We start from the raw sequence: 21,543 nt of genomic DNA, 5'->3' as shown, positions 1-21,543 counted from the left end.
CTGCAACTGAACCATTCACAATCTCCGAGGTGTGATTCATGAACCTGACGATCGTTGGAACGGGATACGTAGGCCTCGTGACAGGCGCCTGTCTTGCCGACATCGGGCACGACGTACTCTGCCTCGACGTCGATCGACGCAAGATCGACGTGCTGAACAACGGCGGCGTGCCGATCCATGAGCCAGGTCTGCTGGAGATCATCGCGCGCAACCGCAAGGCGCGGCGCCTCAAGTTTTCGACGGACATCGAAGCGGCCGTCGCGCATGGCGACATCCAGTTCATCGCAGTCGGCACGCCGCCCGACGAAGACGGCTCCGCCGATCTGCAATACGTGCTCGCGGCCGTGCGCAATATCGGCCGGCACATGAAGGGCTTCAAGGTGATCGTCGACAAGTCGACGGTGCCCGTCGGCACCGCGCGCCGCGTCGCGCAGGCCGTGCAGGAAGAGCTGGACAGGCGCGGCGTGAAGCAGATGTTCTCGGTCGTGTCGAACCCCGAGTTCCTGAAGGAGGGCGCCGCCGTCGACGACTTCACGCGCCCCGATCGCATCATCCTTGGCTGCGACGACGACGTGCCCGGCGAAAAGGCGCGCGAACTGATGAAGCGCCTCTACGCGCCGTTCAACCGCAACCACGAGCGCACGCTCTACATGGATGTGCGTTCCGCCGAGTTCACGAAGTACGCGGCCAACGCGATGCTCGCGACTCGCATCTCGTTCATGAACGACCTCGCGAATCTCGCGGATCGCGTGGGCGCCGATATTGAAGCCGTGCGCCGGGGCATGGGCTCCGATCCGCGCATCGGCTACGACTTCCTGTATGCGGGTTGTGGATACGGCGGCTCGTGCTTTCCGAAGGACGTGCAGGCGCTGATCCGCACGGGCAGCGACATGGGGCACACGCTGCGCATTCTCGAAGCGGTCGAAGCCGTCAACGAAACGCAGAAGAAAATCCTCGCGCAGAAGATCGTCGCGCGCATGGGCGAGGACCTGTCGGACCGCACGTTCGCCGTCTGGGGCCTCGCGTTCAAGCCGAACACCGACGACATGCGCGAAGCGCCGAGCCGTCCGCTGATCGCGGAACTGCTCGCACGCGGCGCGAAGGTCGTCGCCTGGGACCCCGTGGCGATCGACGAAGCGAAGCGCGTATTCGCGCTCGATCTGCACGGCAAGCCGCAGCATCTCGCGCGGCTCGCGTTTGCACACGAGGAGATGCAGGCCGCGGAGCAAGCCGATGCGCTCGTGATCCTCACCGAATGGAAGGTGTTCAAGAGCCCGGACTTCGACAGCCTGAAAGCGCTGCTGAAAACGCCGCTAATCTTCGACGGCCGCAATCTCTACGAGCCGGGAACGCTGCGAGAGATGGGCATCGAGTATCACGCGATCGGACGTCAACATGCGCAGCTAGAAGCGGCTGCGCACGATCTCGCATTGCTCGCCGCCGCCGCGCCGTGATCGGCATACGTCGTCGACTTTCCTGAGGGGCCGCTCATGTTCGCGAACGTCCTGATCGTCTGTCATGCCAACGTGTGCCGCTCGCCTGCCGCCGAGCGGCTCTTCAGGTCGCGTCAGCACGAGCGCGGCGCGCTGCCCATCGCGTTTCGCTCGGCGGGCTTGCGCGCGATCGACGGACTCGGCATGGACCCCATGATGCGGCGTCTGCTCGAAGAACGCGGCGTCGAGAGCGGCATGCATCGCGCGCGGCGGCTCGACGGGCGCATCGTGCGCGAAGCCGATCTGATTCTCGTCACCGAACAGCGGCAAGTGAAAGACGTGGAAGCGCTCGAGCCGACTTCGCGCGGCAAGGTCTATCCGCTCGGCAAGTGGGAGAACACCGATGTCGCCGATCCGTATGGGCTCGACGAAGGCGTCTATCGCGAGAGCCTCGCGCACATCGAACACCTCGTCATCGGATGGCTGAAAAAAATATGCTGAAGCGAAACATCACGCTATCAATTCTGCTGACGACTTTTCTGTCGGCTTGCGCGACGGCGCCGGGCAATTACCTCGACACGTCGCGTCTGAGGGACGAGCAGCACAGCGCGCCGAAAGAGACATATCCCGTCAGGCTGATCGACCCGGATCTCATCGTGCAGCAGGCCCAGGCGAAAACGGCGGCACAGGTGCTGCCACCGCCGGGTCCGTTCGCCGATCCGACGCAGTACGTCTATCGCGTCGCGCCGCAGGACATTCTCGGCATTACCGTATGGGACCACCCGGAGCTGACGACGCCGAACGGCAGCACGCTGTCCGCAGGCGGCAACACGACGCAGACGCTCGGCGGCGCGCTTCAGCAGCCGTACACGCAGGCGCTGCCGGGCCAGGCCGATCCATACGGCCAGACGGTCGCGCCCGACGGCACGATCTATTTCCCGTTCGTCGGCCGCATTCGCGCGAGCGGCAAGACGACGGCGCAGATTCGCGAGGAACTGGCCACGAAGCTCGTGCCGTATATCCGCAATCCGCAAGTCGACGTGCGCGTGCTGTCGTATCGCAGCCAGAAGGTGCAGGTGACGGGCGACGTAAAGTCGCCGGGTCCGCTCGCGATGTCCGATGTGCCGCTCACGCTCGTCGATGCGATCACGCGCTCGGGCGGCTCGACGGCCGACGCCGATCTGCAGCGCGTGCGTCTCACGCGCAAGAACCGGCTCTATGTGCTCGACGCGAACGGCCTGCTCGATCGCGGCGACACAACACAAAACGTGATGCTCGAGGCGGGCGACATCGTGAACGTACCCGACCGGACCGACAGCCGCATCTTCGTGATGGGCGAAGTGAAGACGCCGATGCCCGTCACGATGATCAAGGGCACGCTGACGATCGCCGATGCGCTCACGCAGGCGGGCGGCATTCTCGATACCGACGCGAACCCGCGCCAGATCTACGTGATGCGCGGCATGAAGGACAAGCCGACCACGCCCGACGTGTATCGCCTCGACATGACGCAGCCCGACGCGATCATGCTGTCGTCGCAATTCCAGTTGCAACCGATGGACGTGGTCTACGTGGGCACCGCCGCATCGACGACCTTCAATCGCGTGTTGCAGCAGATCCTGCCGACGGTGCAGACCGTGTTCTACCTGAAGCAGCTGACGCGCTGATACCAGATTGCAGCCGCAACGCCTGAACCGCCGACGGCGTCCCGGCGCTTCGCATCCGGAACACGAACGGGTGCAACGCGCCGGACGTCCGTCGGCGACCCGATCCGGGTCACAACCCCGAGCACTCGAGCGAGCATCCAAGTGAGCACTCAAGCGAATCCCCATCTGGCCATGCAGGCCAGGACCGAAGAAGAGGACGTGGTCCTCGGCCAACTGCTGCAGGTGATCCTCGACGACATCTGGTGGCTGATCGGCATTGCATTCGCGATCGTCGCGATCGCCGGCTTCTACTGTTATGTCGCGCGGCCCGTCTATTCGGCCGATGCGCACGTGCGCGTCGAAGCGTCGGACAACACCTCGCAGGCCCTCACGCAGACGCAGACGGGTGCAACGATCTCGACGGGCCAGACGACCATTCCCACCGACGCCGAAATCGAAATGATCAAGAGCCGCGGCGTGGTCGCGCCCGTCGTTCAGCAGATGAAGCTGAATTTCTCGGTGGCGCCGAAGACGATTCCGATCCTCGGCAGCCTTGCCGCGCGTCTCGCAACGCCGGGCGAGCCCGCAAAGCCGTGGCTCGGGCTCGGCTCGTATGCGTGGGGCGGCGAAGTCGCTAACGTCGATTCGATCGACGTGACGCCCGCACTCGAAGGCAAGAAGCTCGTTCTCACCGCGCTCGACAACGGACGCTACATGCTGACGTCGCCCGACGGCGTATTGCTGCTGCGTGGCGCGGCGGGCCAGCCCGCGCAGGGCGGCGGCGTGTCGATGCTCGTCAACACGCTGATCGCGCGGCCCGGCACGCAGTTCATCGTGATGCGCGCGAACGATCTCGATGCGATCGGCGCCTTTCAAACGGCGATCAACGTGCAGGAGCAGGGCAAGCAGACGGGCGTGATTTCGATTTCGCTCGAGGACCAGGACCCGGCGCACGCGGCGGCCGTCGCCAATGCGCTTGCGCAATCGTATCTGCACGAGCACATCAAGACGAAGCAAGCCGACGCGAGCAAGATGCTCGACTTCCTGAAGAGCGAGGAGCCGCGCCTGAAGGGCGATCTCGAACGCGCCGAGGCGGCGCTCACCGCGTACCAGAGCAAGAGCGGCTCGATCAATGCAAGCGACGAAGCGAAGGTCTATCTGGAAGGCAGCATCCAGTACGAGCAGCAGATTTCGGCGCTGCGCCTGCAGATTTCGCAGCTCGAACAGCGCTATGGCGACGATCACCCGATGATCAAGGCCGCGCAGGAACAGATGAGCGAGTTGCAGGCGCAGCGCGCGAAATACGCGGACCGCTTCCGCGATCTGCCCGCGACGGAAGTGAAGGCCGTGCAGTTGCAACGCGATGCGAAGGTTGCGGAGGACATCTACGTGCTGCTGCTCAATCGCGTGCAGGAACTCGCGGTGCAGAAGGCGGGCACGGGCGGCAACGTGCATATCGTCGACGCGGCGCTGCGTCCCGGTTCACCCGTCAAGCCGAAGAAAGTGCTGATCCTGTCGGCGGCGACGATACTCGGGCTCATCGTCGGCACGGGCTTCGTGTTCCTGCGCCGCAATATGTTCAAGGGCATCGACGACCCCGAGACGGTCGAGCGCGCGTTTCATCTGCCCGTGTATGGCCTCGTGCCGCTGTCGGCGGAGCAGGCCGCGCTCGAAAACGCCGCGACGCGCGGTGATACGCAGCAGCGCGAAGTGCTCGCGAACGCGAAGCCGAAGGACGTGTGCATCGAAAGCCTGCGCAGCCTGCGCACGTCGATGCAGTTCACGCTGCAGGATGCGCGCAATCGCATCGTCATGTTCACGGGGCCGATGCCGGGTGTCGGCAAGAGCTTTCTGACGATCAACCTCGGCGTGCTGCTTGCGCATTCGGGCAAGCGCGTGCTGATGATCGACGGCGACATGCGGCGCGGCGCCCTCGAAAAACATCTGGGCGGCACGCAGGAGAACGGCCTCTCCGAACTGCTGAGCGGCCAGATCTCGCTCGAAGAAGCGGTGCGCGCAACGGAGATCGACAAACTCGCGTTCATCTCGTGCGGCCATCGTCCGCCGAATCCGTCGGAGCTGCTGATGTCGCCGCGTCTGCCGCAATACCTCGATGGACTGGCGCGGCGCTACGACGTGATCCTGATCGACACGCCGCCCGTCCTCGCCGTGACCGACGCGTCGATCATCGGCGGCTATGCGGGCTCGACGTTCTTCGTCGTGCGCTCGGGCATGCACAGCGAAGGCGAGCTCGCCGATGCGTTGAAGCGCCTGAATTCAGCGGGCGTGCATGTGCAGGGCGCGATCTTCAACGCGATGCCGCCGCGCGCGCGCGGCAACTACGACCGCAGCTATGCGGCCGTGCAGGAATACCTGAGCAACTGACGCGCACGCGTGGGCCTTGCGCATGCGGGGCCGATGGCCGTCGATCCAGCCACGGAGAGGACACGATGAAGATAACGGTACTGGTGCCGACGTATCGCCGGCCACAGGATCTTGCGCGCTGTCTCGCGGCGCTGCAAACGCAGGAGCGCATGCCCGACGAGATCGTTGTGGTCGCGCGCTTCGACGACGACGCGACGCACGCGTGCCTGCGCGATCCGCAGATAGGCGGCGTGCTGCCGCTGATCGTCGCGCTCATCGACGTGCCGGGCCAGGTGGCCGCGCTCAATCGCGGGCTCGATGCCGCGACGGGCGACGTGATCGCGATCACCGACGACGACGCCGCGCCGCACGCGGACTGGGTGCGCCGCATCGGCGCCGCGTTCGAAGCCGATCCGCGCCTGGGCGCGCTCGGCGGACGCGACTGGGTGCATCAGAAGGGCGGCGTGCTCGACGGCTCGCGCGGTCTCGTCGGCAAGCTGACGCCGTCGGGCAAGATCATCGGCAATCATCATCTGGGCGTGGGCGAAGCGCGCAAAGTCGATCTGCTCAAGGGCGCGAACATGAGCTACCGGCGCGATGCGATCCGCCATATCCGCTTCGACGCGCGGCTGCGCGGCACGGGCGCGCAGGTGCACAACGACATGGCGTTCAGCCTGAGCGTCAAGAACGCGGGCTGGAAGCTCGTCTACGATCCGCGCGTGGCCGTCGATCATTTCCCTGCCGAGCGTTTCGACGATGACCGCCGCGACGCGCAGACGATGACGGCCGTGCGCAACGCCGCATATAACCTCCATCTGATCTTGCGCGATCATCTGCCGCCGCTGCATCGCGAAGTGGCGTGGTGGTGGTATGCGCTCGTCGGCACGCGCGTCTATCCGGGCGCCGTGCACGCGCTGCTCGCGTTGACGTCGAAGAAGGGCCGCACGAAGCTCGCGCGCTGGCGAGCCGTGCGCAAGGGCGCGCGCGAGGCGCGCCGCGCGCTTGCTCGGGGTCGCGGGACGGGCGCGGGTACGGGAGTGCACGCATGACAACAAAAGTCCACGTGCATCTCTTTTACGGCGCCGATCCGCGCTTCTATCGCAACGGCGAGAACATCGGCTGCCTGTACGGCTATCACCATGCCGAATCCGACGAGTTCCAGTTGACCTATTCGCGGGACGCGAAGGAAAGCAAGCCGGTGCGGCTCGCGCGCCGCGCATTGAAGGCGATGCTCGGCTTCGATCTGATTCACACGCTGCGCAACAGCGACGAGATGCTGCGCTCCGATGTGATCTGGACGCATACCGAGCACGAATGGCTGTCCGTTGCGCTGATGCTGCTGGTGAACGGCGCTCGCCTGAAGCGCGAAAGTCAGCCGCTGCTCGTCGCGCAAAGCGTGTGGCTGCTCGACAGGTGGCCCGAGTACGGCCCGTTGCGCCGCTGGTTCTATCGCAAGCTGATCGAGCGCGCCGATCTGCTGACGACGCTCGCGCGCGACAACGCGGATCTATGCAGTCGATACTTCGGACGCGACGCGACGCAGTTGTTCTACGGCCTGAACACGCGCGATTTCCCCGTGCGACCGCCGAAGCAATGGCAGCCGCACATGCCGCTGCGCATCGCCGCGATCGGCAACGACCGCGACCGCGACTGGGAAACGCTGATCCGCGCGGTCGGCAACGATCCTCGCTTTGCCGTGCGGCTCGCGACACGACGGCGCATTCCGCGCTCGCTGCGCGCGCTGAACGTGAATGTCGCGCCCGCCGCGGGGCTCGCGCAACAGCGCGAACTGTATGACTGGGCCGATGTGATCGTCGTGCCGCTGCGGTCGAATTCGCATGCGTCGGGTATCACGGTGATGCTCGAGGCGGTGGCCGTCGGCAAGCCGATGGTCGTCACGAACGTCGGAGGTTTGCAGGACTATTTTTCGGCGCGCGCCGCCGCGTATGTGCCGCCGTTCGACGCCGACGCATTGCGCGACGCGCTGATCGGCCTCGCGGCATCGCCCGACGAAGCGTTGCAACAGGCACAGGCCGCCGCATTGCAGTTGGTGTCACGCGATCACACGACGCAGCACTACGCGCAGCAGCACGTGCGGATCACGCGAGAGCTGTTGCGCCGCCGCGCACAGACGATGCGGACGATGCCGCAAGGCGACGCCGCGCCATCGTCGTCTTCGGCGGCGGCGTCACATGCGGCGAATGCGCCTGCCGCTGCAAAGCCGACGACGAACGCGAACGCCCGCGCGCAGATGCCGTCGCAAAGCCGCGGAGGATGGTAAGCGATGTCGTCGATTGCACGAGCCGGTATCGACAGCGCCGCGCGCATCGTCAACGGCGATCGCAGCGAGTGGATGCCTCCCGCGCTGCTGTGGCTGCTGACGGCGATGCTGATCGTCGCGCACCAGGGCACGGTGCTCACGCTGGCGTTCCCGGTGCTGTCGATCGGCGTCGGTTTCTGGCTGTACTTCAAGAGCCCGGCGAAGTACGTCGGTTACATGTGGTGGCTGTGGTTCCTGAGCCCGGAAGTGCGGCGTCTCGCCGACTGGTCGAAAGGCGCCTTCACGCCGACGAGCCTGATCCAGATCGCGCCGCTAGCCGTCACGATGATCAGCGGGCTGTCGCTGATCCGCTTCTATCCCGTGCTCGCGCAAAAACGCGGCTTGCCGGTCCTGCTGGTGCTCGCGGGGCTCGGCTATGCGTTCATGGTCGGCGTCGTCTCCAGCGGCCCGCTGGCCGCGCTGTACGACCTCGCGAACTGGGTATATCCCGTGCTGATCGGCTTTCACATCATGGCGCACTCGCGGCAGTACCCCGATTACCGCGAGACCATCGTCAACACATTCATCTGGGGCATGCTGCTGATGGGCGGCTACGGACTCGTGCAGTTCTTCGTCATGCCGCAGTGGGACGCGCTGTGGATGCTCGGCTCGCAGATGAACTCGCAGGGCGACCCCGTGCCGTTCGGCGTGCGTGTATTCAGCACGATGAACTCGTCGGGCCCGTTCGCGCTCGCGATGATGGGCGCGATGGTCTATGTGATGGCCGCGACGCATCGGGTGCGCTGGCTCGCTGGCGCGTTCGGCTTTCTGTCGTTCTGCCTGTCGCTCGTGCGCTCGACATGGGGCGGCTGGGTGATCGCGATGCTCATTCAACTGGTGAAGTCGAACAACAAGGTGCGCATCCGCATCGTCGCGAGCGCGCTGATGCTTGCGGGCTTGTGCGTGCCGCTGCTTGCCGTCGGCCCCGTCGCCGGGCGGATGCAGGCGCGCCTCGACACCCTCGTCAATCTGCACGACGACCAGAGCTATGCCGCGCGCAACGAGTTCTACGCGACGTTCGCGAAGACGGCATTCACCGATGTATCCGGCGAAGGGCTCGGCGCGACGGGCACGTCGACGAAGCTCTCGAACGATGGCGGCCAGCTCGGCCAGTACGGCAACTTCGACAGCGGCGTGATGAACATTCCGTTCGTGCTCGGCTGGCCCGGCACGCTGCTCTATATGTCGGGCGTGATCTGGCTGCTCGTGCGCGCGCTGCGCGCGTCGTTCCGGCTGATCGACGACAAGTTCGTGTCGGCGTCGATGTCGCTTTCGCTCGCGATCTTCGCGATGCTCGTGTTCACCAACTCGCTCGTCGGCACTGGCGGGTTGCTGCTTTTCATGGGCGTATTTTCGATTCTTTCCGCGGCGCACTGGCAGAAACTGAACCGCCGCCGCGATCCCTTTCTTCATGGAGGCCACTGATTGAGAGTCGCCATTGTCACGCACGTGGTGCGCCATAACGACGGGCAAGGCCGCGTCAATCACGAGATCGCGCGCGCGGCGCTCGACGCGCAGATCGCAGTCACGCTGATCGCGTCGCATGTCGCGCCCGATCTGCTCGCGAACCCGCTCGTGCGCTGGGTGCCCATCAAGATCGGCCGTTTCTGGCCAACCAATCTGCTGCGCCAGCAGGTGTTCGCATTGAAGAGCGCATGGTGGCTGCGCACGCATCGCGCGCAATACGACGTGCTGCACGTGAACGGCTTCATCACGTGGACGCCCGCCGATGTCAACACCGCGCACTTCGTGCACAGCGGCTGGCTCAAGAGCCGCTATTACCCGTTCGGTTTGAGCAAGGGATGGTGGTCTGCGTATCAGTTCGTCTATACGCGCGTGAACGCCATGCTCGAAGGCTGGGCGTACCGACGCTCGCGGGTGATCGCGGCCGTCTCGCGGAAGGTAGCCGCCGAGATCGCCGCGATCGGGCTCACGCCGCGCAACCGGCTCGACGTGATCTACAACGGCGTCGACACGCAGGGCTTCGCCGCGGCGCAAGGCGACCGCGCGCGCTTCGAGCTGCCCGCCGACGCGTTCCTGCTGCTCTTCGTCGGCGATCTGCGCACGCCGCGCAAGAACCTCGGCACGGCGCTGAAGGCGTTGCACCATTTGCCCGGGCGCGTGCATATCGCCGTGGCGGGCTATCTGCCGGGCAGCCCGTATCCGGATGAAGCGAAAGCGCTGGGCATCGCGGATCGCGTGCATTTTCTGGGGCTCGTGAAGGAGATGCCCGTGCTGATGCATTCCGTCGATGCGTTCGTGTTTCCGTCGCGCTACGAAGCGATGAGCCTGTCGCTGCTCGAAGCGATGGCGGCCGGCTTGCCCGTCGTGACGGCGCGCACGGCGGGCGGGGCGGAGATCATCACGCCCGAATGCGGGATCGTGCTCGACGACCCCGACGATCCGCACGCGCTGGCGCAAGCCGTGGCGCGCCTCGCGTCGAACGACGGCGAGCGCCTCGCGATGGGTCGAGCAGCCAGCGAACTCGCGAAGGGCTTCGGCTGGGCCCGCATGGCGCAGCAATACATCGCGCTGTATCGACAGATTGCGGGGCAGCGCGAAGACCGCCGCCGCGCGCAGAAATCCGTTGCAAACGACACCGACACGCTGAGCGCGAACGTGCCGGCCGGCCCGCAACGCGCCGACCGCGCGTGACGTCATCGACTACGAACAGGAAGGCACCCATCATGACTACACGTTCCATCAAATCGCTGCAAATCGGCATGCACTGGTTTCCCGAGCGCGCGGGCGGACTCGACCGCATGTATTACTCGCTGATCGGCGCGCTGCCGGGCGCGGGCGTCGAAGTGCGCGGCGTGGTGGCGGGCTCGGAGCGCGTCGCGCAGGACACCAACGGCGCGATCCGGGGCTTCGGTTCCGCCGCGCAATCGCTGCCGATGCGTCTGATGGCCGCGCGCCGCGCGCTGCGTCGAGAGATTCGCGCGCAGCGCCCCGATGTGATCTCTTCGCACTTCGCGCTATACACGTTTCCGGGCCTCGATGTGACGCGCGGCATTCCGCAGGTCTCGCATTTTCAGGGCCCGTGGGCGGACGAGAGCCATGTCGAAGGTGGCGACTCGCTCGGACAGCGCGCGAAGCGCTATCTGGAGCAGGCCGTCTATGCGCGTTCGTCGCGGCTGATCGTGCTGTCGGATGCGTTCGGCAAGATTCTCACGTCGCGCTACGGCATTCCTGCCGACCGTATTCGCGTCGTGCCGGGCTGCGTGAACGTGGATCAGTTCAACCTGCCTTTGACGCGGAACGAAGCGCGTCTGCGCCTGCAATTGCCGCTCGGCCGTCCGATCGCGCTGGCCGTGCGGCGGCTCGTGCGGCGCATGGGGCTCGAAGATCTGATCGATGCCGTGAAGATCGTCAGGCGCCGCAATCCGGATGTATTGCTGCTGATCGCGGGCAAGGGCCGCTTGCAGGAGGAACTGCAACGGCGCATCGACGACGCGGGTCTCGGCGACAACGTGAAGCTGCTCGGCTTCGTGCCCGACGAGCATCTCGCGTCGCTGTATCGCGCGGCCGATATCAGCGTCGTGCCGACTGTCGCGCTCGAAGGCTTTGGCCTGATCACGGTGGAATCGCTCGCCTCGGGGACGCCTGTTCTCGTCACGCCCGTCGGCGGATTGCCGGAGGCGGTGGCGGGGCTCTCGCAGGATCTCGTGCTGGCTTCGACGGGAGCGGATGCGATTGCCGACGGGCTCGGCAAGGCGCTCGGTGGATCGATGAAGCTGCCCGATGCCGATGCGTGCCGTGCGTATGCGCGCGCGAATTTCGATAATCCGGTGATCGCGAAGCGCGTGGCTGCCGTGTATGGGGAGGCGATTCAGGCGGCGTAGGGGGCCACCCGGGCGGCAAGCAGCGAACAAAAGGAACGGCATCCTTGGCGTTCGCTTTTGTTCCTCGCTCGAAATGGCTGTGATGCCGGATGGAGGCGACCGACGAAGACATAGTTCGAACTATTGGAATTCGCGATCCCCTGCGTCACCGCAGCCTGCTTTAAAAGAACAAAGGGCGCTTCACACGCTGCTCAGCACCTCAGCGCGACACCCCATTCTCGTTTCGCGCGATATCCGCGTCGACCATCATCTTGCACAGCTGTTCGAGCGAAGTTCCCGGCGCCCAGCCCAGCTTCTCGCGCGCCTTGTCCGCGCAGCCGATCAGCAGATCGACTTCGGCAGGGCGGTAGTACCTCGCATTCACGCGCACGAGTGTCCTGCCTGTCCGCACATCGATACCCGTCTCGCGCTCGTTTCGGCCCGACCATTCGAGCTGATAGCCGGCCGCCGCAAACGCCATCTTCACGAAATCGCGCACCGTCTCCGTGCGATTCGTCGCGAGCACGTAGGTGTCGGGCTCGTCGGCCTGCAGCATGCGCCACATGCCTTCGACATATTCGAGCGCGAAGCCCCAGTCGCGCTTCGCATCGAGATTGCCCAACTCGAGCACGTCTGACTTGCCGAGCTTGATCTTCGCGACGGTGTCGGTGATTTTGCGCGTCACGAACTCGCGGCCGCGCAGCGGCGATTCGTGGTTGAACAGAATGCCGCTCGTCGCGAAGAGGCCATACGACTCGCGGTAGTTGATCGTCGACCAGTGCGCGAACAGCTTCGCGACGCCATACGGGCTGCGCGGATAGAACGGCGTGTCTTCGCGCTGCGGCACGGCCTGCACCTTGCCGAACATCTCCGACGTCGATGCCTGATAGAAGCGCATCTTCGGGTTCACCGTGCGAATGCCTTCGAGCAGATTCAGTACGCCGACGCCCGTCACCTGCGCCGTCGTCGACGGCTGATCGAACGATACGCCGACGAAACTCTGCGCAGCGAGGTTGTACAGTTCGTCGGCCTGCACGGTGTCGAGCAGGCGCAGCGTCGAGCCCGCGTCCGTGAGGTCGTGCTCGACGAGTTGCAGATTCGGGTCGTCCATGACGCCGAGCTCTTCCATGCGCCAGAAGTTGACGGAGCTTGTCCGGCGATACGTGCCCGTGACCTGATAGCCCTTGCCGAGCAGCAGTTTCGTCAGATAGGCGCCGTCCTGGCCGGATACGCCCGTGATGATGGCCTTGCGCTGATGGGTCATGAGTTGCCTTTCGTCGGGTTGCCTGAAGTTGAATGAAGGGGAGCGGCTGTGCGCGGACGCTGCGCTTGCCGTGGTCTCTGCGCGGATACGGCGGCGACGCCGAGCATCCGCTGCACGAGCGGATCGATCACCTGAAAGTCCTGCTGCGCCTTCACGCGATACAGCTCGGGCTTCGGATGCGCGCCGTCGGACATCTGCGCCTTCCAGTCGGCCATCGAGGAGATCGCCGCGTACTGGTCGACGAGCGGCACGTGCTGTTCGGCCGCGACGCGGCGCGTCATCGCGGCCATCGCGGCGAGTCGCGCGTTCAGCCGGCCGTCGGGCATCGGGTTCGACGTCTGCAGTACGGGCAGCTTGCCGAACGCCTGGGTAGCCTTCACGAGATCGGTCTCGGCTTCGTAGAACTGCTCGGGCGTCTGGTTGTGCATCACTTCGTTGATGCCGTAGTTGATCGTGACGATCTGCGCATTCGATGCGGCGAGGCGCGCTTTCCACGGCCCGTTGCGTCCGGGGCCCGTGCCGTCGCGCAGTTGCGAAGCCATCGTGCCGCCGACGCCGAAATTCGCCACCGTCACCCGCGCGCCGTATTTCGCGCGCAGCGCGTCCTGCAGATACGTCACCGCGTTGTCGGCCTGCGGCCCGCAACGGCCGTCGCTGCACGAAATGCCGAGCGTCGTCGAATCGCCATAGGCCTCGATCAACACTTGTGGCCGCGCGCTTTCGTCAGCATGCGAGAGGGCCGCTGTGGAAAGTGCGAGCGCGCACGCTGCCGCGCATAGCGAAAGTACGCGCTTCATGCGCTCGTCTTCGATGCTTCGCGTGCCGCGTGCAAGGCGTCTTCGTGTCGGCCGCTGCGTGACGCATCGCCGTGAATCAAACGCCGCTCGAACGCGAACCACGTGATGCTCGCGTAGACGAGCGTGATCGCGAGCGCGAACACAGCCGTCACATAGCGGTTGTCATGCAGCGGCCACAACGCGTAGAGCACGCTCAGGTGAATCAGGTAAATCGTGTAGCTGATCGTGCCGATATAGACGAGCACAGGGTTGCACAACGCGCGCTTCACGATGCCCTTGCTCTGCAACGCGATCACGACGATCGACGTGCACAGCACGAGCGATACGCTATACAGCGCGGCATTCGACAGCGGCGTATTGGCCGCGCGAAAACGCGGAAAATGCAGATGCAGCCACGCGAGCACGGCAAGCGCCGCGCACACGCCGAGCACTGCGAGCGGCTTGTAGGGCTCCAATGCGTCGGCATCGCGCCGCACGGCGACGGCGAGCAATGCGCCCGCCGCGAGCAGATCCATGCGGAACGGCGTCAGGTAGTAGATCGGCCAGAACGAATCGAACCACGGCGTCGCGACGGCGCGCAGCACGGGCACGAGCACGATCAGCGCAAGCGCCACGTAGCCGAGCGCGCGCTCGGGCACGAGCAGAATCATGAACGGCCAGAAGATATAGAACTGCTCTTCGACGGCAAGCGACCACAGCACGTTCAGGCTGTCGTGTCCGCTCTGTCCGAGCGCATCGCCGATATTCGTCGCGAAGAACGCATACCACTGCCACTGCTGCGCCCAGCCGAAACCGAACAGCAGCGACGACACGGCCATCAGCAACAGATAGGGCGGCAGGATGCGCCGCGCGCGACGCGCGTAGAAGTAGCCGAAATATGACTGCTTGCGCGCCTTGCGATCGAGCAGGATGCCCGTGATCAGAAAGCCGCTCAGCACGAAGAACAGATCGACGCCCATCCACAGCGGCGCCTTCAGCGCGTGCTGAGCAAAAACTGCGAGCACGGCAATCGCGCGCAGTCCGTCGAGCTGGACGATGCGCCTGCTGTGAGCAATCGATGCGGGCGGAGTGCTGGCTGTCATGAGCGTCCGTGTATGCGCCTGATCCGGCATTCGAAAGGCCATGCATGGCGCCGCAATGCGCTCGCCATGAAGACCGCAAATTGCGTTTGATTCTAGGTAAATAAAATGCCGAAAAAACGCGAATCAAATAAACGAATTGATTCGAATAAAAAGAAGTGAATTTTTATTCTCGTTTGCAACAGGTTGCGCATCGCTCACGGGCACCGAACAGCGCGCGCCACGCAATGCGACCAGGCAAATACGGGCTCTTTCGTGCAGCCGATCGACCGCAACCCATGCGCATCGAATTATTTCCGCATTCTTTTCCTGAAATTTCGATGCTCGAATAATTTCTGATTATTTGATCGATTTCGTCGCCATTGTTTGCACGTACCGTAAAGCGCTGATTGGATCATTGTGCATTGCTCTATTGCGGCGCCTTGTCGTTTCCCTGTTCTTTTGCAATCCGATGGGAAATGCCCGCCTTCGCTTCGACTGGACCGGAGAACCTGCATTGTCCCGACTCACGCTTGCACGCGCGATGTGCGCGTTTGCCTTCCTCGCGACGCTGCATGCATTCGCGGAACCCGCGCTGAACGTGCAGACGTCGTGGATCGGCAATACGTCCGGTTTTGGCGACGGCACATGGACGCAGATCAACATCACGGCCATCGCCGTCTCGCCCGACGGCAAGGTCTATACGAACGCGCCGTGGGACGAGAGCGGCGCGGAATCGAGCGTCTATCAGAACGGCAAGATGCTCGGCTTCGCGGGCGGCACGCATGGCTGGGGCAACAGTGGCGGCAACGCGATCGCGATCAACAGGCGCTATGCGTATGTGGCCGTCGGCGTAGGCAACGAGAAGGGGCATCTCGCCGGCGCGGGCGTGTGGCCGGACAAGGGGCGTCAGTGGTACGGCATTTCGCGGCGCGAGATCGGCGATACGAAGCGCGTCGCCGCATTCCAGCCCGTCGCGAACAGCCTCGATCCGCATGCGAAGGCGGCGGCCGCCTTCATGCTGGTGAACGACGTGCCGACGGGCACGCGCGGTGACATCAACGGTCTCGCGGCGAGTGACACGACGCTCTATGCGTCGAATACGTCGCTCGATCACATCGAGGTGTACGACGCCGCATCGATGCAGCGCAAGGCGCAATGGAGCGTGCGCGAGCCCGGCCGGATTGCGCGCGCGAGTGACGGCACGCTGTGGGTGCTGACGGATACGCTCGGCGACAGGCCGAAGGTCGCGCATCTCGACGCCAACGGCCGGCTTCTCGATGACGTATTGCCATTGCCCGCCCACACCGTTGCCGTCGATATCGCGATCGATCCACAAGGCCGCGTGCTGATCGCCGACAACGGTCCGCGTCAGCAGGTACTGTTCTTCGGCAAGCGCGACGGCCAATACGCACTCACTTCAACGCTCGGCGAACGCGGCGGCATTTTCGCGGGCGTTGCGGGACGTCCGGGTCCGCAGCGCTTCAACGGATTGACGGGCGTCGGCGTCGATGCGCGCGGCAACGTCTACGTGGCGACGAACGGCATCGGTCCGCGTTTCGAGCCGACGGGAGCCGGCCTCGGCGCAACGCTCGAAAGCTACGCGCCAGACGGCGGGCGTCTATGGCAGGTAGAGGGGCTGCTGTTCGTCGATGGCGCGTGGATGGACCCGTCGCGGCCCGACAGCGTCTACACGGGCAACAAGCGCTTCGAACTCGACCTGACGAAACCGCCGGGTCGGCAATGGACGTACGCGGGCTTTCTGACCAACCGCTTCAAGTACCCGGACGATCCCGTGCTCAACATCGATCAGTGGCCGGGCCTGCCCATCGCCCGCAAGCTTAAGGGCCATACGTTTCTGTTTCTCACGGACATGTATGCGGACCATCTGAAGATCTATCGCTTCGATGGCGGCCGCGACGGCGAGACGGCCACGCCTTCCGGCTTCATCGCGGGCCGCGAGCGGGCCGTGCTGAAGGTGCCGAACGCGCCTGCTGGCGGCGACTGGATCTGGCGCGACACGAACGGCAATGGCCGCTTCGATGCCGATGAATTCACGCCGAACACGACGGGCACGCGCCTCGCGGGCGGCTGGGGCTGGTGGGTCGACACGCACGGCGACATCTGGCGCGCGCGCGATTCGAAGGGCATCAACCGCTTCAGGTTCGGCGGTCTCGATGCGAAGGGCAACCCCATCTACTCGTACGTGGACATGACGGCCTATCCGGTGCCGCCGCCGTTCAGCGAAGTGAAGCGCGCGCTCTATGACCCGCAGACCGATTCGATGTACGTGACGGGCTACACGCCTGAAGCGCCGTTCGACCGGGGCTTCTGGAAAGAGGTGGGGCGCGTGCTGGTGCGCTACGACAAGTGGTCGGGCGGCAAGCCCGTGCCGCGTTACACGCTGCCGCTGCCGTGGGACACGAAGAGCAAGCCCGTATCGACGCTGATCGGCGTCACGGTCGAAGGCCAATACGTGTTCGCCGTCGAACCCGTGGGTACGGTCCACGTGTACGACAGGGACACGGGCACGTCCATCGGCACGATGCAGCCCGGACCTGAAGTGGGCCATGCATCCGGTTGGGTCGACGTGCCCAACGGCATCAGCGCGTATCGCCGCAACGATGGCGAGTACCTCGTGTTCGTCGAAGAAGACGCGCGCGGGAAAGTGATGATGTACCGCTGGAAACCAACGCCTCGCGCGTGAAGAGATGCCGCTTCTCCACCCACACGCTACCCGACACTAGCGTACCGATCCAAAGGTATCCGATGGACAAAGGCATCCTCAGAAACGTGGTGATCAACCTGATCGGACTGATCTTGCCGACGTTCGTATCGCTCGTCACGGTGCCGTCGTACATCAGGCTGCTGGGCGTCGAACGCTATGGCGTGATCAGCCTCGTGTGGACGCTGATCGGCTACTTCAGCGTTCTCGATCTGGGGATGAGCATGGCTGCGCAGAACCACATTTCGAAGGCGCGCGCATCGAACGGTGAAGACGCGTGCGAGCGGGTGTTCTGGAGCGCGACGTGGCTCAACCTGGCGACGGGGATCATCGGCGGACTCGTGATCTACTTCGGCGCGGCGCTCTATACCGCGTATTTTTCGAAGGTCTCGACCGGCTTGCAGCACGAGGTGTACAACGCGCTGCCGTGGCTCGCGGTGGCGATTCCGCTCGCGAACGTGTCGTGGGTTTTTGCAGGCGCGATCAACGGCGCGGAACGCTTCGGCATCTACAACGCGAACCAGACGCTCGGCACGTTCCTGTTTCAGCTGCTGCCGCTCGCCGCTGCATGGCTCATCGGGCCCACATTGCAGAACGTCCTCGCGGCCGCCGTCGTCGCGCGTCTCGCCGCGGCGATTCTCCTCGGGCGCTCCGCATTCAACGTGCTCGGCATCCGGCACATCCGCGCGCCGCAATTCAACGTCGCGAAGGGCCTGTTCAATTTCGGCGGCTGGATGCTGGTTGCGAGCCTCACGAACACAATCGCCGAGTCGCTCGATCGCGTGATGCTCGGCACAGGTCTCGGCGCGCGTTTCGTCACGTACTACACGGTGCCGCAGAATCTCGTCACGCGACTGAACATCGTGCCGACGGCCATGCTGCGCACGTTGTTTCCGCGCCTTTCGGCCGTGGGTCGCGACGATGCCGACGTCATCATGCGGCAGTCGCTCGAATTTCTGAACGGCGTATTCACGCCCGTTGCGCTCGTCGCGATCATCGTGCTCGAACCGTTCCTGCACATATGGGTGGGCAGCGAAGTCGCCGATGCGGCGGGCCCCGTCGGACGCATCCTGATCGTTTCCGTCTGGCTCGTCGGCCAGGCGAATCTCGCGCGCATCCTGATCCAGTCGCAGGTGCATCCGGCGACGGCCGCGCGCCTGGGCCTCTTCGAACTGCCGTTCTATGCGGGCGCGCTGTGGTTTGGCATTGCGCATTTCGGGCTGACGGGCGCGGCTGTCGTGGTCGCAGCGCGCGGCCTGTTCGATTACGTCGCGCTGCTGCGTCTGTCCGCCATTCATGCGCGTCCCATCGCGCTCGACATGCTCGCGCATCTCGCTTTCCTGGTGGGCACGCTGTGGCTCGCCGCATTGCTCTCAAGCCTGCCGATGGCCATTGCCGCGGGCGCGCTCGTCGTTGGCGCGAACGTCGCATGGTCGCTCACGATGACCCCTGCATTGCGCGATCTTGCGCGTTCGCTGCTTGCGCGTCTGAAGCTGCGACTCAATCCGAGGAATAGCGCATGAACCACGATATCGTAGAAGAAGACCTGTTGCGTCGCCCGATGACGCGCGATGCCACCGCCGATCCGTTCGCGACGCCGGTTGCGAAGCCGCCCGCCAAGCGACGTCAAGCGCGCGGCGACAGGCCCATGCGCATCGCGATCATTCACGACTGGCTCGTCACCTATGCGGGCGCCGAGCGTGTGCTCGAACAGATCGTCGCGTGCTTTCCGGATGCGGATCTCTTCAGCCTCGTCGACTTTCTCGACGTCGACGAGCGCGCGTTTTTGCGCGGCAAGCCCGTGACGACCTCGTTCATCCAGAAGCTGCCGCTTGCGCGCGCGAAGTACCGCGCGTATCTGCCGCTGATGCCGCTCGCGATCGAGCAGCTCGACGTATCCGCGTATGACGTCGTGATCTCCAGCAGCCATGCCGTCGCGAAGGGTGTGCTGACGGGCCCCGACCAGGTGCATATCAGCTACGTGCATTCGCCGATCCGCTATGCGTGGGACTTGCAACACCAGTACTTGCAGCAGTCCAGGCTCACGCGTGGCCCGAAATCCGCGTTCGCGCGGGTCATTCTCCATTACATGCGCAACTGGGATATTCGCACGTCCAATTCCGTCGATGCATTCGTCGCGAACTCAGGGTTCATTGCGCGCCGGATCAGGAAGGTCTATCAGCGCGAATCGGAAGTGATCTTTCCGCCCGTCGATGTCGATTCGTTTTCTCTTTGCGAAGAGAAAGAGGACTTCTATCTGACGGCATCGCGAATGGTGCCGTACAAGAAGATCGATCTGATCGTCGAAGCGTTCGCGAAGATGCCGCAGCACAGGCTCATCGTGATCGGCGATGGCCCGGACATGAAGAAGGTACGTGAGAAAGTACGTGAGAGAGCGGCGCCGAATGTGCAGATCATCGGCTATCAGCCATTCGAGGTGTTGCGCGATCACATGCGCCGCGCGAAGGCGTTCGTGTTCGCGGCGGAAGAGGACTTCGGCATTTCTATCGTCGAGGCGCAGGCGTGCGGCACGCCTGTGATCGCATACGGCAAGGGCGGGGCGCTCGAAACGGTGCGCGACGAATACGATCCGCATCCGACGGGCCTCTTCTTCAACGAGCAATCGGTCGATTCGATCATCGCGGCCGTCGAGGGCTTCGCGGACGATCCCACGCGCTTCAAGCCGGCCGATTGCCGCGCGAATGCCGAGCGCTTTTCGATCGGGCATTTTCGCGAGCGCTTCTTCGGTTTCGTGCGCGAGACGGTGCCCGCGCTGCAGCGCGCGACGCTGCCTTCGAACAATGTCGCCGTCGAAAAAAGCGCATACGGTCACGCATCGAGCGCATTGCGCGTGCTTGCGATCGACCAGAGCGGCGTGATGGGCGGCGCCGAACTGTCGCTGCTGGAAATCGTGAAGGCGCTCAAGGCGCGCGTCCAGGTCGTGCTGTTCGACGACGGGCCGTTTCGCGCGGCGCTGCGTCGTGAAGGCGTCGCGGTCGATGTGCTCGATCCCGGTGCGACGCGCGATATCCGCAAGCAGGGCGGCACGCCGCCGCTGATGAAAGCGGTCAAGGGCGTCGCGTCGCTGGTGCGCGAAACGGTCGAGCGCGCGCGTCATAGCGACGTGATCTACGCGAACACGCAGCGCGCGATGGTGATCGGCGCGCTCGCGGGCCGCTTCGCGCGGCGCCCGGTGGTCTGGCATCTGCGTGACATCGTGAGCCGCGAGCATTTCGGCGGCAAGCAGCTCGCGATCATCAAGTGGTGCGCGAAACTCGGCCTCGCGCATGTGATCGCGAACTCGGCCGCATCGGCGCGCGCGTTTGCGGAACTGACGAATTTCGGCGACACGCGTATCGATGTCGTATTCAACGGCATCTCGGCTGCGCCGTTCAACGCATTGCGCGACGTGCCGCAAAGCGTGCTGCGCGCGCGGCTCGATCTTCCGAACGATGCATTTCTCGTCGGTTCGTTCAGCCGGCTCGCGCAATGGAAGGGGCAGCATGTGCTGCTCGAAGCGATGGTGCTCAACCCCGGCATGCATGCGGTGCTGGTGGGCGCGCCGCTTTTCGGCGAGAACGCGTACGAAGCGCGGTTGCACGCGTTCGTCGCATCGCACGGACTGAACGATCGCGTGCACTTCCTCGGTTTCCAGGACGATGTTGCCGCGTGCATGTGCGCCGTCGATGTCGTCGCGCATACGTCGATCACGCCGGAGCCGTTCGGCCGCGTGATCGTCGAAGGGATGCTCGCGCGCCGCCCCGTGGTGGCCGCGCGCGCGGGCGGCGTGACGGAGATCGTCGACGACAACGTGAACGGGCTGATGTGCACGCCGGGCGATGCACACACGCTCGCCGATACGCTCGCCGAACTGCGCGCCAATCCGGCGCTGCGCGAGCGGCTCGTTGCGCAGGGCTATCAGACGGCCGTGCGCAAGTTCGGCACGCAGGCGTATGTGGAAGGCGTCGAGCGGATTCTGATGAACGTGGCGGGCGAGAAGGCAGGACTTGCGAGCTGAAAAAAGGCCGGCGCAATGAAGTTCACGCCGGCCATTTCGCTCGAGCTCGAACGAATCACAGTTATCGAACAGTTTTGGATAGCGGACGCATCGA

At 64.6% G+C, this 21,543-nt stretch carries 15 protein-coding genes; 12 read left to right on the top strand and 3 right to left on the bottom strand.

The window, feature by feature from the left end; genetic code table 11:
- The first annotated feature begins 38 nt into the window (after positions 1-38).
- From AABE10_RS17375 to AABE10_RS17335, 9 genes are all read left to right on the top strand, one after another.
- Positions 39-1,454, top strand: coding sequence for a UDP-glucose/GDP-mannose dehydrogenase family protein (locus AABE10_RS17375; RefSeq protein WP_342934520.1), 1,416 nt, complete (start codon positions 39-41; stop codon positions 1,452-1,454).
- A gap of 36 nt (positions 1,455-1,490) precedes the next feature.
- Positions 1,491-1,934: a low molecular weight protein-tyrosine-phosphatase gene (locus tag AABE10_RS17370; RefSeq protein ID WP_342934519.1), complete on the top strand. Its 444-nt coding sequence runs from the start codon at positions 1,491-1,493 to the stop codon at positions 1,932-1,934.
- On the top strand, positions 1,928-3,100 hold the full coding sequence (locus tag AABE10_RS17365; RefSeq protein WP_342934518.1) for a polysaccharide biosynthesis/export family protein: 1,173 nt from the start codon (positions 1,928-1,930) through the stop codon (positions 3,098-3,100). The genes AABE10_RS17370 and AABE10_RS17365 overlap by 7 nt, the downstream gene beginning before the upstream one ends.
- A gap of 171 nt (positions 3,101-3,271) precedes the next feature.
- A complete protein-coding gene (locus tag AABE10_RS17360; RefSeq protein ID WP_342934895.1) occupies positions 3,272-5,464 on the top strand; it encodes a polysaccharide biosynthesis tyrosine autokinase in 2,193 nt (730 codons plus the stop codon).
- A 65-nt stretch (positions 5,465-5,529) separates the two neighbouring features.
- Positions 5,530-6,492, top strand: a complete 963-nt coding sequence (locus AABE10_RS17355) for a glycosyltransferase family 2 protein (RefSeq protein ID WP_342934517.1) — start codon at positions 5,530-5,532, stop codon at positions 6,490-6,492.
- Positions 6,489-7,724 (top strand): glycosyltransferase family 4 protein, encoded by a 1,236-nt coding sequence (locus tag AABE10_RS17350; RefSeq protein ID WP_342934516.1) that lies wholly within the window; start codon positions 6,489-6,491, stop codon positions 7,722-7,724. The genes AABE10_RS17355 and AABE10_RS17350 overlap by 4 nt, the downstream gene beginning before the upstream one ends.
- A 3-nt stretch (positions 7,725-7,727) precedes the next feature.
- A complete protein-coding gene (locus tag AABE10_RS17345) occupies positions 7,728-9,188 on the top strand; it encodes a glucose-6-phosphate isomerase (RefSeq protein ID WP_342934515.1) in 1,461 nt (486 codons plus the stop codon).
- Complete coding sequence (locus tag AABE10_RS17340; protein ID WP_342934514.1) at positions 9,189-10,418, top strand: glycosyltransferase family 4 protein; 1,230 nt, start codon at positions 9,189-9,191, stop codon at positions 10,416-10,418.
- A 32-nt stretch (positions 10,419-10,450) separates the two neighbouring features.
- Positions 10,451-11,608 carry a glycosyltransferase family 4 protein gene (locus AABE10_RS17335; protein WP_342934513.1) on the top strand — a complete coding sequence of 386 codons (1,158 nt, stop codon included), beginning with the start codon at positions 10,451-10,453 and terminating at the stop codon, positions 11,606-11,608.
- A 199-nt stretch (positions 11,609-11,807) separates the two neighbouring features.
- Here the strand turns inward: AABE10_RS17335 and gmd are convergent, their stop codons facing one another.
- From gmd to AABE10_RS17320, 3 genes are read right to left on the bottom strand one after another with little or no spacing between them, the layout of a single operon-like run.
- Positions 11,808-12,851 carry a GDP-mannose 4,6-dehydratase gene (gene gmd / locus AABE10_RS17330; protein ID WP_342934512.1) on the bottom strand — a complete coding sequence of 348 codons (1,044 nt, stop codon included), beginning with the start codon at positions 12,849-12,851 and terminating at the stop codon, positions 11,808-11,810.
- A complete protein-coding gene (locus tag AABE10_RS17325; RefSeq protein ID WP_342934511.1) occupies positions 12,848-13,648 on the bottom strand; it encodes an SGNH/GDSL hydrolase family protein in 801 nt (266 codons plus the stop codon). Before AABE10_RS17325 ends, gmd begins: the two co-directional genes overlap by 4 nt.
- Positions 13,645-14,730 (bottom strand): acyltransferase, encoded by a 1,086-nt coding sequence (locus AABE10_RS17320; RefSeq protein ID WP_342934510.1) that lies wholly within the window; start codon positions 14,728-14,730, stop codon positions 13,645-13,647. The genes AABE10_RS17325 and AABE10_RS17320 overlap by 4 nt, the downstream gene beginning before the upstream one ends.
- Before the next feature lie 520 nt (positions 14,731-15,250).
- Here AABE10_RS17320 and AABE10_RS17315 point away from each other — a divergent pair.
- The 3 genes from AABE10_RS17315 to AABE10_RS17305 all read left to right on the top strand — a co-directional run bounded on the left by AABE10_RS17315 (position 15,251) and on the right by AABE10_RS17305 (position 21,449).
- The gene (locus tag AABE10_RS17315; protein WP_342934894.1) at positions 15,251-17,413 is read left to right on the top strand and encodes a hypothetical protein; all 2,163 of its coding nucleotides are present in this window, start codon (positions 15,251-15,253) and stop codon (positions 17,411-17,413) included.
- 62 nt (positions 17,414-17,475) lie between these two features.
- Entirely contained in the window at positions 17,476-18,954 is a 1,479-nt protein-coding gene (locus AABE10_RS17310) for a flippase (protein WP_342934509.1), read from the top strand.
- The gene (locus AABE10_RS17305; protein WP_342934508.1) at positions 18,951-21,449 is read left to right on the top strand and encodes a glycosyltransferase family 4 protein; all 2,499 of its coding nucleotides are present in this window, start codon (positions 18,951-18,953) and stop codon (positions 21,447-21,449) included. Before AABE10_RS17310 ends, AABE10_RS17305 begins: the two co-directional genes overlap by 4 nt.
- The last annotated feature ends 94 nt before the right edge of the window (positions 21,450-21,543 follow it).

It is taken from the genome of Paraburkholderia diazotrophica (assembly GCF_038900755.1).
Taxonomy (GTDB): Bacteria; Pseudomonadota; Gammaproteobacteria; order Burkholderiales; family Burkholderiaceae; genus Paraburkholderia; species Paraburkholderia diazotrophica_A.
This window is presented reverse-complemented; position numbering and strand designations above follow the sequence as displayed.

What these genes read in the sequence shown, in the direction of transcription:
- AABE10_RS17310 (WP_342934509.1), top strand. Translation starts at nt 17,476, where the DNA reads ATGGACAAAGGCATCCTCAGAAACGTGGTGATCAACCTGATCGGACTG.
- AABE10_RS17320 (WP_342934510.1), bottom strand. Translation starts at nt 14,730, where the DNA reads ATGACAGCCAGCACTCCGCCCGCATCGATTGCTCACAGCAGGCGCATC.
- AABE10_RS17335 (WP_342934513.1), top strand. Translation starts at nt 10,451, where the DNA reads ATGACTACACGTTCCATCAAATCGCTGCAAATCGGCATGCACTGGTTT.
- AABE10_RS17305 (WP_342934508.1), top strand. Translation starts at nt 18,951, where the DNA reads ATGAACCACGATATCGTAGAAGAAGACCTGTTGCGTCGCCCGATGACG.
- AABE10_RS17325 (WP_342934511.1), bottom strand. Translation starts at nt 13,648, where the DNA reads ATGAAGCGCGTACTTTCGCTATGCGCGGCAGCGTGCGCGCTCGCACTT.
- AABE10_RS17345 (WP_342934515.1), top strand. Translation starts at nt 7,728, where the DNA reads ATGTCGTCGATTGCACGAGCCGGTATCGACAGCGCCGCGCGCATCGTC.
- AABE10_RS17375 (WP_342934520.1), top strand. Translation starts at nt 39, where the DNA reads ATGAACCTGACGATCGTTGGAACGGGATACGTAGGCCTCGTGACAGGC.
- gmd (WP_342934512.1), bottom strand. Translation starts at nt 12,851, where the DNA reads ATGACCCATCAGCGCAAGGCCATCATCACGGGCGTATCCGGCCAGGAC.
- AABE10_RS17350 (WP_342934516.1), top strand. Translation starts at nt 6,489, where the DNA reads ATGACAACAAAAGTCCACGTGCATCTCTTTTACGGCGCCGATCCGCGC.
- AABE10_RS17370 (WP_342934519.1), top strand. Translation starts at nt 1,491, where the DNA reads ATGTTCGCGAACGTCCTGATCGTCTGTCATGCCAACGTGTGCCGCTCG.
- AABE10_RS17315 (WP_342934894.1), top strand. Translation starts at nt 15,251, where the DNA reads ATGTGCGCGTTTGCCTTCCTCGCGACGCTGCATGCATTCGCGGAACCC.
- AABE10_RS17365 (WP_342934518.1), top strand. Translation starts at nt 1,928, where the DNA reads ATGCTGAAGCGAAACATCACGCTATCAATTCTGCTGACGACTTTTCTG.
- AABE10_RS17355 (WP_342934517.1), top strand. Translation starts at nt 5,530, where the DNA reads ATGAAGATAACGGTACTGGTGCCGACGTATCGCCGGCCACAGGATCTT.
- AABE10_RS17360 (WP_342934895.1), top strand. Translation starts at nt 3,272, where the DNA reads ATGCAGGCCAGGACCGAAGAAGAGGACGTGGTCCTCGGCCAACTGCTG.